Annotated in this window: 11 protein-coding genes; 6 read left to right on the top strand and 5 right to left on the bottom strand. The window is 68.4% G+C overall.

What is annotated here, in order from left to right; translation table 11 throughout:
• Nucleotides 1-3 precede the first annotated feature (3 nt).
• Entirely contained in the window at nt 4-1,572 is a 1,569-nt protein-coding gene (locus tag ACQPXM_RS23815; protein WP_432936836.1) for a 4-hydroxyphenylacetate 3-hydroxylase family protein, read from the bottom strand.
• A gap of 60 nt (nt 1,573-1,632) precedes the next feature.
• The gene (locus ACQPXM_RS23810; protein WP_432936833.1) at nt 1,633-2,196 is read right to left on the bottom strand and encodes a flavin reductase family protein; all 564 of its coding nucleotides are present in this window, start codon (nt 2,194-2,196) and stop codon (nt 1,633-1,635) included.
• Nucleotides 2,197-2,319: 123 nt separating this feature from the next.
• Here ACQPXM_RS23810 and ACQPXM_RS23805 point away from each other — a divergent pair, with 123 nt between their 5' ends.
• Nucleotides 2,320-3,096, top strand: a complete 777-nt coding sequence (locus ACQPXM_RS23805) for an IclR family transcriptional regulator domain-containing protein (RefSeq protein ID WP_432936830.1) — start codon at nt 2,320-2,322, stop codon at nt 3,094-3,096.
• A 60-nt stretch (nt 3,097-3,156) separates the two neighbouring features.
• Here the strand turns inward: ACQPXM_RS23805 and ACQPXM_RS23800 are convergent, their stop codons facing one another.
• Both ACQPXM_RS23800 and ACQPXM_RS23795 read right to left on the bottom strand, forming a co-directional pair.
• Nucleotides 3,157-3,516 carry a PRC-barrel domain-containing protein gene (locus ACQPXM_RS23800; protein ID WP_432936827.1) on the bottom strand — a complete coding sequence of 120 codons (360 nt, stop codon included), beginning with the start codon at nt 3,514-3,516 and terminating at the stop codon, nt 3,157-3,159.
• A 126-nt stretch (nt 3,517-3,642) separates the two neighbouring features.
• Nucleotides 3,643-4,689: a LacI family DNA-binding transcriptional regulator gene (locus ACQPXM_RS23795; protein ID WP_432936825.1), complete on the bottom strand. Its 1,047-nt coding sequence runs from the start codon at nt 4,687-4,689 to the stop codon at nt 3,643-3,645.
• 329 nt (nt 4,690-5,018) lie between these two features.
• Between ACQPXM_RS23795 and ACQPXM_RS23790 the strand changes: the two genes are divergently transcribed.
• From ACQPXM_RS23790 to ACQPXM_RS23770, 5 genes are read left to right on the top strand one after another with little or no spacing between them, the layout of a single operon-like run.
• Complete coding sequence (locus ACQPXM_RS23790; protein ID WP_432936822.1) at nt 5,019-6,251, top strand: ABC transporter substrate-binding protein; 1,233 nt, start codon at nt 5,019-5,021, stop codon at nt 6,249-6,251.
• Between the two features lie 19 nt (nt 6,252-6,270).
• The gene (locus ACQPXM_RS23785) at nt 6,271-7,230 is read left to right on the top strand and encodes a carbohydrate ABC transporter permease (RefSeq protein WP_432936819.1); all 960 of its coding nucleotides are present in this window, start codon (nt 6,271-6,273) and stop codon (nt 7,228-7,230) included.
• Between the two features lie 8 nt (nt 7,231-7,238).
• On the top strand, nt 7,239-8,054 hold the full coding sequence (locus ACQPXM_RS23780) for a carbohydrate ABC transporter permease (RefSeq protein ID WP_432936817.1): 816 nt from the start codon (nt 7,239-7,241) through the stop codon (nt 8,052-8,054).
• A 29-nt stretch (nt 8,055-8,083) separates the two neighbouring features.
• Entirely contained in the window at nt 8,084-8,875 is a 792-nt protein-coding gene (locus ACQPXM_RS23775; RefSeq protein ID WP_432936814.1) for a ThuA domain-containing protein, read from the top strand.
• On the top strand, nt 8,868-9,962 hold the full coding sequence (locus tag ACQPXM_RS23770; RefSeq protein WP_432936811.1) for a Gfo/Idh/MocA family protein: 1,095 nt from the start codon (nt 8,868-8,870) through the stop codon (nt 9,960-9,962). Before ACQPXM_RS23775 ends, ACQPXM_RS23770 begins: the two co-directional genes overlap by 8 nt.
• A 33-nt stretch (nt 9,963-9,995) precedes the next feature.
• On the opposite strand, the gene ACQPXM_RS23765 is transcribed toward ACQPXM_RS23770, so the two are convergent.
• Nucleotides 9,996-13,097: an alpha-mannosidase gene (locus tag ACQPXM_RS23765; protein WP_432936808.1), complete on the bottom strand. Its 3,102-nt coding sequence runs from the start codon at nt 13,095-13,097 to the stop codon at nt 9,996-9,998.
• Nucleotides 13,098-13,231: the final 134 nt, after the last annotated feature.

Raw genomic sequence — 13,231 nt, 5'->3', positions numbered from 1 at the left:
TGGTCAGGCGCGGTGGCGCAGGAAGGAGACGTCGTCGTTGCCGATCAGGTCGGGCACGGTCCAGCCGTCCAGGTCGTACTCCGCCAGGCACTGGTCGGCGAAGCCCTTCATCGCGGCGGTGGTGCCCTGGGCGTCGGCCGCGAAGAGCAGCTCGGCCTTCACGTTCTCGTGATTGCCGGAGTAGTTGCGCTCGTACAGTTCGTGCCGGCCGCCGAACTCCGAGCCGACCGCGTCCCACAGGGCCTTCATCACCTTCACCCGGTCGACGGCCTGGTAGCCGTTGGAGCCGCGGACGTACTTGTCCAGGTACGGCCGGACCTCCGGGGTCTTGAAGTCGATCGAGTGCGAGTTCAGGTAGATCAGCCCGCTGGCGACGTCGGACTCGATGATCTCCTTGATCCTGGGATAGGCCTGGATCATCAACATCCGGTAGGTCAGGCCGTAGTCCAGCTTCGGCAGCAGCGCACCGCCGGTCCACTCGTCAGGGTTGCGGGCCATCGCGTCGGCCAGGGCGTAGAAGGTGTTGCGCCAGCCGATCACCTCACCGACGCGGGTCTGCACGCCGCGGAAGTCCTTGCTGCCGGTCATTTCGAGTGCCTTGAGCAACAGCCCGGCGATGAAGTCGATCTTGGTCGCCAGCCGGATGCAGCCGTGGAAGGTGAACCGCGGGATGAAGCCCGAGACCGGGAAGAAGCCGTTGATCTTCTCGATGTCGCCGTAGAGGAAGACGTTCTCCCACGGCACCAGCACCTTGTCGAAGACGAAGATTGTGTCGTTCTCGTCCATCCGCGACGACAGCGGGTAGTCGAACGGGCTGCCCATCACGGCCGCCTGCTGGGTGTACGACGTCCGGCAGATCAGTTTGATGCCCGGGGCATCCATCGGCACCGTGCAGATCAGCGCGAACTCCTTCTTCTTGATCGGCAGGCCGTAGTGCGCGATGAAGTTGTAGTTCGTGATCGCCGAGCCGGTCGCGACCACCTTCGCGCCGGACACGATCAGCCCCGCGTCGGTCTCCTTCTCGACCTTCATGAACACGTCGCCGACCTCGTCCGGCGGCAGGTTGCGGTCCACCGGCGGGTTGATGATCGCGTGGTTCCAGTACAGGACCTTCTCCTGCGACTCGGTGTACCAGCGCCGGGCGTTGTCCTCGAACGGCGCGTAGAACTCCGAGTTCGCGCCGAGCGTGCCGAGGAAGCTGGCCTTGTAGTCGGGGGAGCGGCCCATCCAGCCGTAGGTCATCCGGGCCCAGGTCTGGATCGCCGTGCGGTCGGCGAGCAGGTCGTCGACCGAGTGCGGGCTGCGGAAGAACGGGTGGGTCACGCCGCCGCTGCCGGTGTCGGTCGGCACGGTCAGCTTGTCCTTCAGGGCCGGGTCGTGCAGCGCGTCGTACAGGCGGGCGGTCATCCGGACCGGGTTGCGGAAGGCGGGGTGGGTGGTGACGTCGGTGACTCGTTCGCCGTAGATCCACACCTCCCGGCCGTCCTGGATCGACGCGATGTACTCGTCCCCGGTCATCGGGGCGCTCGCGGTCGCGGTGGCCGGCGGCGTACGGTCCTGCTGAATCGTCATGGTCTGCCCTTCTTGTGCTGCGATGGTCAGGTCTGTCGTCCGGCTGTGGTGGTCTGCTGGTCAGGCGGCGTGCGGGCGGAGCGGGGTGAAGACCGTGGAAGCGTCGAACCAGCCCGAGTCCGGGCAGTCGAGCGAACCGCCCCAGTGGACACCGGTCTCGCGGACGCCGAGGTGGCGGAAGGCGCCGGCGTAGAACAGCAACGGTTCGTCGTCGGTGACGTGGACGTGCTCGACCTCACCGACCACGATCAGGTGGTCACCGCCGTCGTAGGTACGCCAGGGACGGCAGGAGTAGACGGCCGCGGCGCCGACGAGCACCGGCGCGGTCGGACCGTCGGCCCAGTGCGGTCCGGGTTCGTTCGGCCGGCCGGCGAAGTGCCAGGCGGTGTCGGCCTGACCGGTGCCCAGCACGTTCACCGCGAACGGCGCGCCGTTCAGGTAGCCGCAGGCCTTCGACTCCCGGGTCAGCGTCACCTGGCACAGAGCCGGCTCCAGCGACACCGCCGTGAAGGCGTTGACCGTGGCGCCGTGCGGTGCACCGTCCTTGGTCCGGCACGTGACGACCGTGACGCCGGTGGCGAACCGGCCGAACGCGTTGCGGAGTTCTCGCGGCGGAATGGTCATCAGGACCTCCTCGATGTACGCTCTGCGTACGAAGTGAACGCTGTGCGGTCAACTGGATCGAGAGTGCCTGAGGTCGTGCGCCCGGTCAAGGGTTCGCGGGCAGGAAGTGATAGGGGTGTGCAGGTGGAAGGCAACGAACGTGACTACGTGCAGAGCCTCGAGCGCGGCTTCGCCGTACTGCTGGCCTTCGACGAGGAGCGGACCAGCCCGACGCTCGCCGAGCTCGCGACGGCGACCGGCTTGTCACGCCCGGCGGTACGCCGGTTGCTGCTCACCTTGCAACGACTCGGCTACGTGAGCAACGAGGGAACGCGCTGGTTCCTCACACCGCGCGTGCTGAGCATCGGTCAGCACTACACCGCGACGAAAGCGATGATCGAGCTCGCCCATCCGCACCTGCTGCGGCTGGCCGAGCGCACCGGTGAGTCCGCCTCGATGGCCGAGCTGGACGGTCACGACGTCGTGTACGTCGCCCGCGTACCGGTCCGGCGGATCATGAGCATCAATGTCGCCGTCGGCACCCGGGTCCCGGCCCACGCCACCTCGATGGGTCGCGTACTGCTCGCGTACGCCGGCCCGGAACGGATCAGCCGGTTCCTCGAGCAAGCCGACCTCCGTCCGCGAACCCCGGCGACAGTGACCGATCCGGCGAGGCTTCGAGCGGTGCTGGCGCAGGTTCGCGAGCAGGGCTGGTGCATCGTCGACGGCGAACTCGAAGAAGGGCTGATCTCGGCGTCGGCGCCGGTCAGGGATCGCACCGGCGCGGTGGTGGCCGCGCTCGCCACGTCCACCTCCGCGGGACGCCTCGTCCCGGACAGGCTCCGCACCGAGACGGTCCCGCTGCTCCTGGAGGCCGCTGCCGCGGTCAGTGCCGAACTCGGGTATCGCCCCGCGGTTTGATGGCTGCGGGCATGCCTCCGGCCCGGCACGTTGTGCCAGGCCGGAGGTTCACGCCGTGGATCAGCGTCCAGGTGTGTAGTACTCGGTGTAGTACTGGCCGAGCCGGTTGCGGTAGTCGGGGTCGGCGCCCGTGTCCGGGTCGTACTCGGGGGCGTCCTTGATCTCGTCCTTGGTGCGGTCGACGTACACCTTCTCCTCGTCGGGGTCGATGCGCTGTACGACGCCGGCCGGCAGCAGGACCTTGTGGCCGAGGATCCACGGGCCGGTGTCGACGACGAGCGACGACGCGCCGACGTCGTTGGTCGCCTCGTCGACCTTGCCGATGTCTCCGTCGGTGGCGGCGATCTTGTACCCGACGATGTCGGTCCCCGGGGTGTAGCCGGAATCGTCGCGGTAGTTCCACGGATCGAACGTAGTCATGACAGTGCTCCTTCCGTGACTCGATCGACGATCTGGTACCCGCCGCCGGTAGCAGCGATTCCCCTTGTTCTGCAGGAGTTTCGCGTGATCGGCAGGTCACGGACCGTCGCACCTGAAAGGCACGTGTCAGTCGAGCGCCTTGCGGCGTCGACGTCTCGGCTTGACCGGCGGGGGAGCGGTGGTGGCGGCGATGTGCAGCCGGGCGGGGACCAGGTGCGGCGGGAGCGGGTCGGCGTCCTCGAGCTGGCGGATCAGGGCTTCGGTGCCGAGCTGGCCGAGCTCGGGGCCCGGCGTGCGCAGGAACGTGAGCTCCGGATCTGACAACGCTGCCGTTTCCGGCGCCATCAGGAGCGCCAGCAGGGAGAGATCGTCCGGGACCCGCCGGCCCAAGCGGTTGACGGCGGAGGCGACGCCGAGAGCGGCGTACTCGTTGAGGATCAGGATGGCTGTCGTGTCCGGGTGATCGCGGACGACCTCCGCCGCGGCTTCCTGGCCGGCGCGGGTGGTGTCGGCGCAGGGGATCACAATGGTCTCGAGACCGTACTCGGCCGTCACCCGCCGGTACGCCGCTTCGCCGCGGACGTAGGGGCCGTAGTTGTGGAAGCGGGGATCGTCGAGGTTTCCGGCGATCAGCACGAGCTTGCGATGGCCGAGACCGTGGAGGTGCGACACGCCTTCCTCGAGGGTGGTGTCGAAGTCGATGTCGACGTGCGGCAGCTCCTCCGGTGACTTGGTCCGCCCGATCATCGCGTACGGCGTACCGGTGCGCTCGAGGATCGCGATCCGCGGGTCGTCGAGCTGGACCTCCATCAGGACGACGCCGTCCACCAGGCCCTGGCCGACCAGTTCGGTCAGCTCCATGCCGTCGTTGCCGACCGGCCACAGCACCAGGTGGTAGTCGCGCTGCCGAGCGGCCTCGGCGGCGCTGGTGAAGAACTCGGCCGCCGAGAACCCGAACCTGTGGTCCAGCGCCGGATAGGCCATCGCGATGATCCGGGTCCGCCGGCTGGCCAGCGCGCGCGCCACCATGTTGCGGCGGAAACCCAGTTCGTTCATCGCCCGCTCGATCTTCTCCCGGGTCGCGGCAGTCACCGGCTTGGTGTCGTTGAGCACGAACGAGACGGTCGCGATCGACACTCCTGCCCGCTGCGCGACGTCGCGCATGGTCGCCATCGGCCTCCTCCTCGGGTGCGCTGCTCAGCGCGTTCGGGCCTCACTGTGGCACGGATGTGCCGCTGGATCGATCGGGTGCGGTGCCGAGGTCTTGACACTGCTGTGAGCCACGGCACATCATCCATGATCAAACAGGTTAAGCGCTTTGCCAATCCCCTTCCGCACCTGACCGGCTGTCCCGTCGAACCGCTCGGTCAAGCGCTTTGCCGATGCTCGCGCTGCCTCGGCCGCCACCGGCGGGCGGGGTACGAACGAGCCGCCACGCGCCCGCTGCCCACCGCGGCGGCTCACCGCCCCGAACCCACTCGCCGACCCCACCAAGGAGCTGAATGCCGATGTTCACCCAGCGGATCACGGCCGCACTGGCCGGCGCGACCGCCCTGTCGCTCGCGCTCGCCGGCTGCGGCGACAGCGGCGGTACGTCGTCCTCGTCGGGCGAGGCCGTCACCAGCCTCTCGATCCTCGACTACTACAACAACGAGCCCGACAAGTCCCTGGTCCAGAAGGGTCTCGACGCCTGCGCGACAAAACTCGGCGTCACGTTGCAGCGCGAGACGGTGCCCGGCGCGGACCTCATCCCGAAGGTGCTGCAGCAGGCGTCGTCCAAGACGCTTCCCGACGTCCTGATGCTCGACAACCCCGACGTCCAGCAGATCGCCGCGACGGGCGCGCTCGCTCCGCTCAACGACCTCGGCGTCAGCGCCGACGGGTTCACCCAGGGCATCGTCGACGCGACGTCGCACGACGGCAAGCTCTACGGGCTCGCGCCGGTGGTGAACACGATCGCGCTGTTCTACAACACCAAACTGCTCGCCGAGGCCGGCATCCAGCCGCCGAAGACCTGGGACGAGCTGCGGGCCGCGGCGAAGAAGCTGACCAAACCGGGGCGTTACGGCATAGCGTTCAACGCCAACGCGACCTACGAGGGTGCTTGGCAGTTCCTGCCGGCGATGTGGACCAACGGTGGTGACGAGACCGACCTGACCAGCCCGCAGGTGGCCGAAGCGCTGCAGCTGTGGGTCGACCTGGTGACGTCAGGATCGGCGTCGAAGAGCGTCATCAACTGGACCCAGGGCGACGTGAAGGACCAGTTCGTGGCGGGCAAGGCCGCGATGATGGTGAACGGGCCGTGGAACATCCCGTCGCTGAACGAGTCGCCGCAGGTGAAGTGGGAGGTCGTGCAGTTCCCGGTGAACAAGCCGGGGCAGACGCCGATCGCGCCGCTCGGCGGTGAGGCGTGGACGGTGCCGCTCAACAAGGACGCGGCCAAGCAGCAGAAGGCGGCCGACTTCGTGAAGTGCCTGAGCTCGGACGAGAACGAGCTGGCCTGGGCGAAGGCCAGGTTCACCGTGCCGACCCGGACCGCGCTCGGTCCGCAGTACGTCAAGGAGGTGCCGTCGATGAAGGCGTTCTCCGAGCAGGTCGCCAACGCCCGCTCACGGACCGGCAAGCTCGGCGAGAAGTGGCCCGACGCGGCCAAGGTGATCTACCAGGCGATCCAGCTGGCGCTGACCGGGCAGGCCAGTGCGCAGGACGCGTTCAAGAAGGCCTCCGGCAGCTGACCGGGAGACGGAGACCCAGATGGTGCACGCACCGACCCTGCCTTCCCGCTCGGAAGCGCCGGCCACCAAGGCGGTACGCCGCCCTGGTGGCCGGCGACGGCGCAGCGAGGACCTGACGAAACTGCTGTTCGTCCTGCCGGCCGCGATCGCCATGCTCGCCCTGTTCGGGTACCCGGTGGTGAAGAACCTGGTGATGAGCCTGCAGGACTACGGCCTGCGGACGTTCTTCACCGGCGCCGCACCGTTCGTCGGGCTGGACAATTACGTCACGGTGGTCACGGACCGGTTGTTCTCCAAGGCCCTGGTGAACACCGCGCTGTTCACGATCGGCTCGATCGCCTTCCAGTTCGCGATCGGACTCGGGCTGGCGTTGTTCTTCCGCCGCAAGTTCCCGCTCAGCTCGTTGCTGCGCTCGCTGCTCCTGCTGCCCTGGCTGTTGCCGCTGATCGTCTCCAGCGCGACGTGGCGGTCGATTCTCGAGCAGGACAACGGGATCCTGAACCGGAGCCTGGCCGCGCTCGGGATCATCGACGATCCGGTGCCCTGGCTGAACAGCCCGTCGGTCGCGCTGATCGCGGTGATCGGGGTGAACATCTGGATCGGGATCCCGTTCAACGTCACCTTGCTCTACAGCGGTCTGAGCGAGATCCCCGACGAGCTGTACGAGGCGGGCTCGCTGGACGGGGCCACCGGCTGGAAGGCGTTCCTGCACATCACGATGCCGAACCTGCGCGCGGTGGCCGGGGTGGTGCTCGTCCTGGGCGTGGTCTACACGATCAAGGTGCTGGACATCATTCTCGGCCTGACCGGCGGCGGCCCGGCCAACGCGACCCAGACCCTGGCCACCCAGTCCTACGAGCGGTCGTTCGTGGACTTCCGCTTCGGTGAGGGCGCCGCGCTGAGCAACATCCTGATCGTGCTGTCCCTGCTGTTCGCGGTTGTCTACCTGCGCGGCACCCGCCGTGCCGTCGACGAGTAGGAGCGACGATGCCAGACTCGACTCTTCGCCGGGGTGTCTTCACCGTGATCGGGGTGCTGATCCTCTGCGTGATGCTGTTCCCGGTGTACTGGATGATCAACGCCTCGTTGCAGCCGTCCGGCAACACGCTGACGGCCGGCTTCCTCCCGCTGGACCCGACCTTCGCCGGCTACCGGCGGGCGCTCAGCGAACAAGGGCAGAACCTGGTCACCAGCATGATCATTGCCCTCGGCACCGTTGTGCTCAGCTTGCTGGTCGCCGCGCCGTGCGCGTACGCGCTGTCGCAGTTCCGGTCCCGGTGGGTCGGGATCGGGCTGCTCGCGATCCTGGTGTCGCAGATGATTCCCGGCATCGTGATCGCGAACGCGCTCTACACGGCGTACGAGAATCTCGGCCTGCTGAACTCGATCCCGGGTCTGATCGTGGCCAACTGCAGCAGTGGCATCCCGTTCGCGATCCTGATCCTGCGCTCGTTCCTGCAGTCGCTGCCGGCGTCGCTGGTCGAGGCGGCCCGGGTCGACGGTGCCGGGCTGTTCCGGGCGTTCGTCTCGATCGTGCTGCCGGTCAGCAAGAACTCGCTGATCACCGCGGGCCTGTTCACGTTCCTGTTCTCGTGGAGTGACTTCCTCTTCGCCCTGACGCTCACCACCAAGGGTGACGTCAGGCCCGTCACGCTGGGCATCTACCAGTACCTCGGCACGCAGGTGCAGAACTGGAACGCGGTGATGGCGACCGCCGTGCTCTCGGCGATCCCGGCGATCGTGCTGCTGATCGCCGCCCAGAAGTACATCGCGGCCGGCGCCATCGGCGGCGCGGTCAAGTGAATCCGAAACCGGAGAAGGTGATGGCAGACATGACGACGACGCCTCGTACCCTGCGGGTGCTGGTCTGGGGAGAGAACCGGCACGAGCAGGTCGAACCCCACGTGGCGAAGATCTACCCCGACGGCATGCACGGCGCGATCGCCGACGGCATCCGGGAGAACCTGGGCGACGCCGCGACCGTCACCACGACGACCCTCGACGAGCCCGAGCACGGGCTGACGGAGGAGGTGCTGCGGGAGACCGACGTCCTGGTCTGGTGGGGGCACGCCGCGCACAGCGAGGTGGAGGACAAGGTCGTCGAACGGGTTCACCAGCACGTGCTGTCCGGCATGGGCCTGCTGGTGCTGCACTCGGGCCACTGGTCGAAGATCTTCGGCAAGCTGATGGGCACGACCTGTACGTTGCGATGGCGCAGCGAGCAGGACCGCGAACTGGTCTGGACGGTCGAGCCGACGCACCCGATCGCCCAGGGGGTGCCGAACCCGATCATCATCGACCAGCAGGAGATGTACGGCGAGCACTTCGACATCCCGACGCCGGATGAGCTGATCTTCATCTCGTCGTTCAGCGGTGGGGAGGTGTTCCGCTCCGGCTGCACGTTCCGGCGCGGGCACGGCAGGATCTTCTTCTTCTCGCCGGGCGACCAGGACTACCCGGTCTACCACCACAAGGACGTCCGGAAGGTGATCGCCAACGGCGTCGCCTGGGCCAAGTCCGATCTGCCGCAGCGGTCGCTGCCGACGTTGCTGCGCTACGAAACCGGTGAGTTCTACCAGGGCCACGGCTACACCGGCCCGATCGAGGAGCACGGCGATGAGTGAACCGCTGCGCATCCTGCAGGTCGGCGCGGGGGGCATGGGCCGGGCCTGGTTGCGGACCTTGTCCACAAACCCTTCAGCCGAACTGGTCGGTCTGGTCGATCTCGACCTCGCGACCGCGCGCGCGGCGGCGGACGAGCACGGCTACGCCGGCGTACCGGTCGCGTCGTCGCTCGGAGAGCTCGCCGAGCGGACCGGTGCGCAGGCGGTCATCGATGTGACGATCCCGCCGGCGCATCCGAAGGTCAGCACCGAGGCATTGCGGCTCGGGCTGCCCGTGCTCTGCGAGAAGCCGCTGGCCGAGTCCGTCCGCGAGTGCCTGGCGATGGTGGCGGCCGCGGAAGCGAGCGGGCAGTTGCTGATGGTCTCGCAGTCGCGCCGGTACTTCCGGACCGTCGCGGCCTTCGGCCGCCAGTTGGCCGAGCTCGGCGGGGTCGGCACGTTGTCCTGCGAGTTCTTCAAGAGCCCACACTTCGGTGGGTTCCGTGAACGAATGGCCGAACCACTGCTGGTCGACATGGCCATCCACCAGTTCGATCTGGCCCGCAAGCTGATCGGCGCCGAGCCGGTCTCGGTGTACTGCGAGTCGTACAACCCACCCTGGAGCTGGTACGACGGCAACGCGGCGGCGAACGCGGTCTTCACCTTCGAGGGCGGTGCCCGGTTCGTGTTCACCGGCAGCTGGTGCGCACCGGGCCACGAGACGTCGTGGAACGGCCGCTGGCGCGCGAGCACCGCGGCCGGTACGGTGGTGTGGGACGGCGACAACGCGCCGGAGGCCGAACGCGACTCCGGGGAATCGGTGCCCGCCGAACTCGGCGACGAACCCGAGGAGATCGCCGGGTCACTGGCCGAGTTCGTCAGCGCGGTCCGCGGTGGCGGCGTACCGCAGTCGGAGGTGCACGCGAACGTGGTCAGCGTGGCGATGGTCGAGGCAGCGGTCAGGTCGGCGGCGACCGGGTCGGTCGTCCGGATCGCCGACGTGGTCACCGACGCGCACGCCGAGGCCCTCGCGACCATCCACGACGACGTACTCCGCCCGGTCCTGGAGTCCTGGCCGTCGGCGCTGAAGACAGTCGGCCTCAGCTAGCCGCGCGACCTCGTCCTGGACCGGGCGGATCCGTCAGCTCACAGCACCGCGGGTGAGGGCCAGTGCGCCGGTACCGCGCGGAGGCAGCAGCACCGGGATCGCGTTGGCGGGTGTGGTCGTCAACTGCTCCAGTCGTTCGCCGAGATAGGTCGCCGAGAACGCGCTCGTCCAGTCGAAGGACGGCCGCACCTGGCACTCGACCGACTCGTCGGCGAACGACTGGAGCCGGACCAGCACGGTGTCGTCGTCCGGTGAAGTCAGGCCGACGACGCGGACCCGGGGGTCGCCGACTTCCAGCAGCGGTTGCGCGGCCGGCGCGACCCCCGGTTCTCCGGTGGCCCTGACAGCGCGCAGGGGACGGCTCTGTGCTGCGGCGAGGCGCATCCCGTGCTCGGCCGGCCCGGCGCCCGCTTCGGCCGGCCCGAAGGCGAGCGAGTAGCGGAACTCCTGGTCGAAGGCCTGCTCACTGGGGAAGTTGGTGTCCCAGATGTTGTTGTGCGCCCAGGAGTAGATGGTGCCGGGCTCGTCGGTCGTCATCGACGACGGGTACGGCACGTACGGGATGCTGATGCGGCCGAGCTGGACCAGAGCCGCGTCGTGGGTGGCCCAGGCGACGGTTCCGTCGGTGTCGTCCAGCGTCACCCATCGCCGGACAGCCCGCATGTGGGTCGCGGAGCCGGGGACCACCGGAAGGTCGGTCCCGAGCACACCACCGGTGGTCTCGGTGCGGATTCTGGGGTTGTCCGTCGCGAACGGGAAGGCGAAGAACGCGCTCTCCTTGACCAGCGTCGAGGGCTTCACCACGCGGTTCACGATGTCCACCCGGGCGATTCCGCGCGGCAGCGTGATGGTGGTGCGCAGCTTGCTCGTCCCGGCCGGCACGCATTCGTACGTGAGCGTCTCGCCGACCGCCGTGGACTCGCGGGCGATCATCGCCGCGGGCGGGGCCTCCCACCGACCGGCGAGGAGGTGCATCGAGTCGTCCGCCACGGTCTTGCTCGACTGGTGGTTGAAACCGCCGGCCGTCGCGTACTGGTCGTAGACGTAGCCGTTGAAGCCGAAGGCCGACGACTGCGAGACGAGCTCCCGGCCGGTGCCCTTGTCGACGATCGAGCTGATCCGGGCGCGGGCGAGATCGACCTGGACGACGAGGAACTCGTTCTCGAGCATCGTCGGCGTGTCGAGCACAGCGGTCGGCTCGGCCGGCTCGTCGGCCCGCTGCACGTCCAGCCGGACAATGCTCATCGCCGGGATGTCCCGAATGATGCACGCCACGAACCGGCCGGCCATCCGGTGCAGCGGGTTGACCTGGGCTCGCTCGACGAAGGGGATCAGCTCGTCGGTCCGGCTGTCGACGAGCTGTACCGGCTGGTCGAGCCTGACGACGCTGTCCGGCAGGAACAACTCCAACCGGTCGGTCCGCGTCCAGTTCGTGGTGTTCACCACCGCGTACGACGCGAGTGCGTCCGCGCTGCGCGGTACGCGCTCGGACAATCTGGCGCCGGCCCGATCGAGCAGGACGTCGGCCCGGTCGTGCGCGTCGACGGCCTGACTGTACTTCCAGATCCACTGGCGTTCGCCGGACTGGTGCGCCACGCAGCCGTGGGTCCACGGGTCGCCGGCTCCCCAGGTGTGCTCGTTGAACAGCGAGATCTTGTCGTAGACCGCGGGCGCCGCCTGGGTGTCCTCGTGCACGCTGTCCGCCCCGAGAATTCCACTCAGCGTGCTGAGCGTCTGCGCGTCGGCGATCGTCGACTGCGCCTGCCGGTTCAGCGCCATCGGGACAACGCCGGCACCGACTCCGTCGACCCACCAGTCGGTCCAGTCACCCTCGAACGTCTCCAGCGAATCCCCGACCCGGTCCTCGGCGTCGCGGAAGAAGTCCTCGTGCCGGGACAGCCGCATCCGCGGATACGCCCAGGTCTCGTTCCACTGCCGGACCGTCTCCGCGGCGACGTACCGCGGTGGGCCGTTGTCCGCGAAGGTGCCCAGCACCCGCAGGTGCAGGATGTCCCAGGGGTACGGCTCCCGGTCGAACTGCGCGTCGAGGATCGGGTAGCCCGGGATGCCCTTGCCCGCGTGGGGATAGGGGTTCGCGGCCAGCGAGCTCAGGTACGCCGGGAGCAGTTCGTCGACGCGCGCGTACGACTCGTCGAAACCGATGATCGAGCCTTCCATGTACGCCAGGCCGTGCGGGGTGTCGGTTCGCCAGACCAGCACGCTGCGACCGTCCGACGCGCGCCACCGGAACAGCCGCGGCAGGTTCGCGCCGCCGACCAGGTGCGGCACGGCGCGGCCGGCCCAGTTGTGCGCCACCGACAGGTAGTCGATGCCGTTGGCAACCAGTACGTCCGGCAGACCGACCACCTGACCTGGGACATCGGTCTGCATCGCGGTCACGATCGGTACGCCGTACCGCCGGCTCACCGCACGGGCAGGCCGGAGCAGCTCGTGCAGCTCGTCGGTGGAACACGTCTCGGTGTGCAGGTTGAACGGCATCGCGGTGAGTTCCAGGCGGCCTTCGCGCACCCGCTCGACGAACTCGTCGACCTGGCGGCGGGTCCGAGCGGCCGCCCACTGGTCGAAGGACGACAGTCCTTCCACCGACCAGCGGAACCGCGCTTCCTCCGGCCAGCTGTCCGTGGCGCGGGCGAGGTCGAGGCATGCGTCGAGGTACGACCGGCCTTCGGCCAGGACGGTGCCCTGCGGGTCGGTGTAGCCGATGTCGAGGTGCGAGTGCTGCACGAGGTGCAATGTCCAGCGTCGCTGCGGCCGCATCCGTACGGCGAACTCGACGCCCGGCTCGAGCTCCGGGAGCTCGATCGTGACCGTGGTGTCCTCGTCGACTGCCGGCAGTAGCAACCGCACCGTGCCGGCCGGAGCGGCTTCGACCAGGCACGTCACCTGGGTGCCGCCCTCGGTCCGCGCCGTGGCGGTCCGCGGCGGCCGGTCGCCGACCAGCTCCACCCGCACCGCCTGGAGGAGGCCGCCGGATCCGTCGGCGCGGAACAGCGGCTCCAGCCAGAACCGGAGCGTGCCACCGCCCGCGCCCTGGGCCGTTTCCGCCGTGCGATCGATCAATCCGGTCCGGGCGATCGTGCTGTCCCACCAGGAGGATCGAGTCGAACCTGTCATGTCGCTGGCTCACTCTCAAATGTCGGGTCGAGTCGGCTGAAGGTACCGCTAACACGCAGTCGATCACAACATCCCTGCGCGAGATCGCCCGGAATTCGTTGTCTGTCGAGCGTAGGTCTGCCGCATGGTCGGGA

Source organism: Kribbella sp. CA-253562 (assembly GCF_050942265.1).
Taxonomy (GTDB): Bacteria; Actinomycetota; Actinomycetes; order Propionibacteriales; family Kribbellaceae; genus Kribbella.
The sequence above is the reverse complement of the archived record's forward strand: the minus strand, read 5'-3'. Positions and strand labels throughout refer to the sequence as shown.

Bases quoted from the DNA above. Each gene is read 5' to 3' on its own strand.
- ACQPXM_RS23815 (WP_432936836.1), bottom strand. From the start codon at position 1,572: ATGACGATTCAGCAGGACCGTACGCCGCCGGCCACCGCGACCGCGAGC.
- ACQPXM_RS23810 (WP_432936833.1), bottom strand. From the start codon at position 2,196: ATGACCATTCCGCCGCGAGAACTCCGCAACGCGTTCGGCCGGTTCGCC.
- ACQPXM_RS23800 (WP_432936827.1), bottom strand. From the start codon at position 3,516: ATGACTACGTTCGATCCGTGGAACTACCGCGACGATTCCGGCTACACC.
- ACQPXM_RS23795 (WP_432936825.1), bottom strand. From the start codon at position 4,689: ATGGCGACCATGCGCGACGTCGCGCAGCGGGCAGGAGTGTCGATCGCG.
- ACQPXM_RS23790 (WP_432936822.1), top strand. From the start codon at position 5,019: ATGCCGATGTTCACCCAGCGGATCACGGCCGCACTGGCCGGCGCGACC.
- ACQPXM_RS23785 (WP_432936819.1), top strand. From the start codon at position 6,271: ATGGTGCACGCACCGACCCTGCCTTCCCGCTCGGAAGCGCCGGCCACC.
- ACQPXM_RS23780 (WP_432936817.1), top strand. From the start codon at position 7,239: ATGCCAGACTCGACTCTTCGCCGGGGTGTCTTCACCGTGATCGGGGTG.
- ACQPXM_RS23775 (WP_432936814.1), top strand. From the start codon at position 8,084: ATGACGACGACGCCTCGTACCCTGCGGGTGCTGGTCTGGGGAGAGAAC.
- ACQPXM_RS23770 (WP_432936811.1), top strand. From the start codon at position 8,868: ATGAGTGAACCGCTGCGCATCCTGCAGGTCGGCGCGGGGGGCATGGGC.
- ACQPXM_RS23765 (WP_432936808.1), bottom strand. From the start codon at position 13,097: ATGACAGGTTCGACTCGATCCTCCTGGTGGGACAGCACGATCGCCCGG.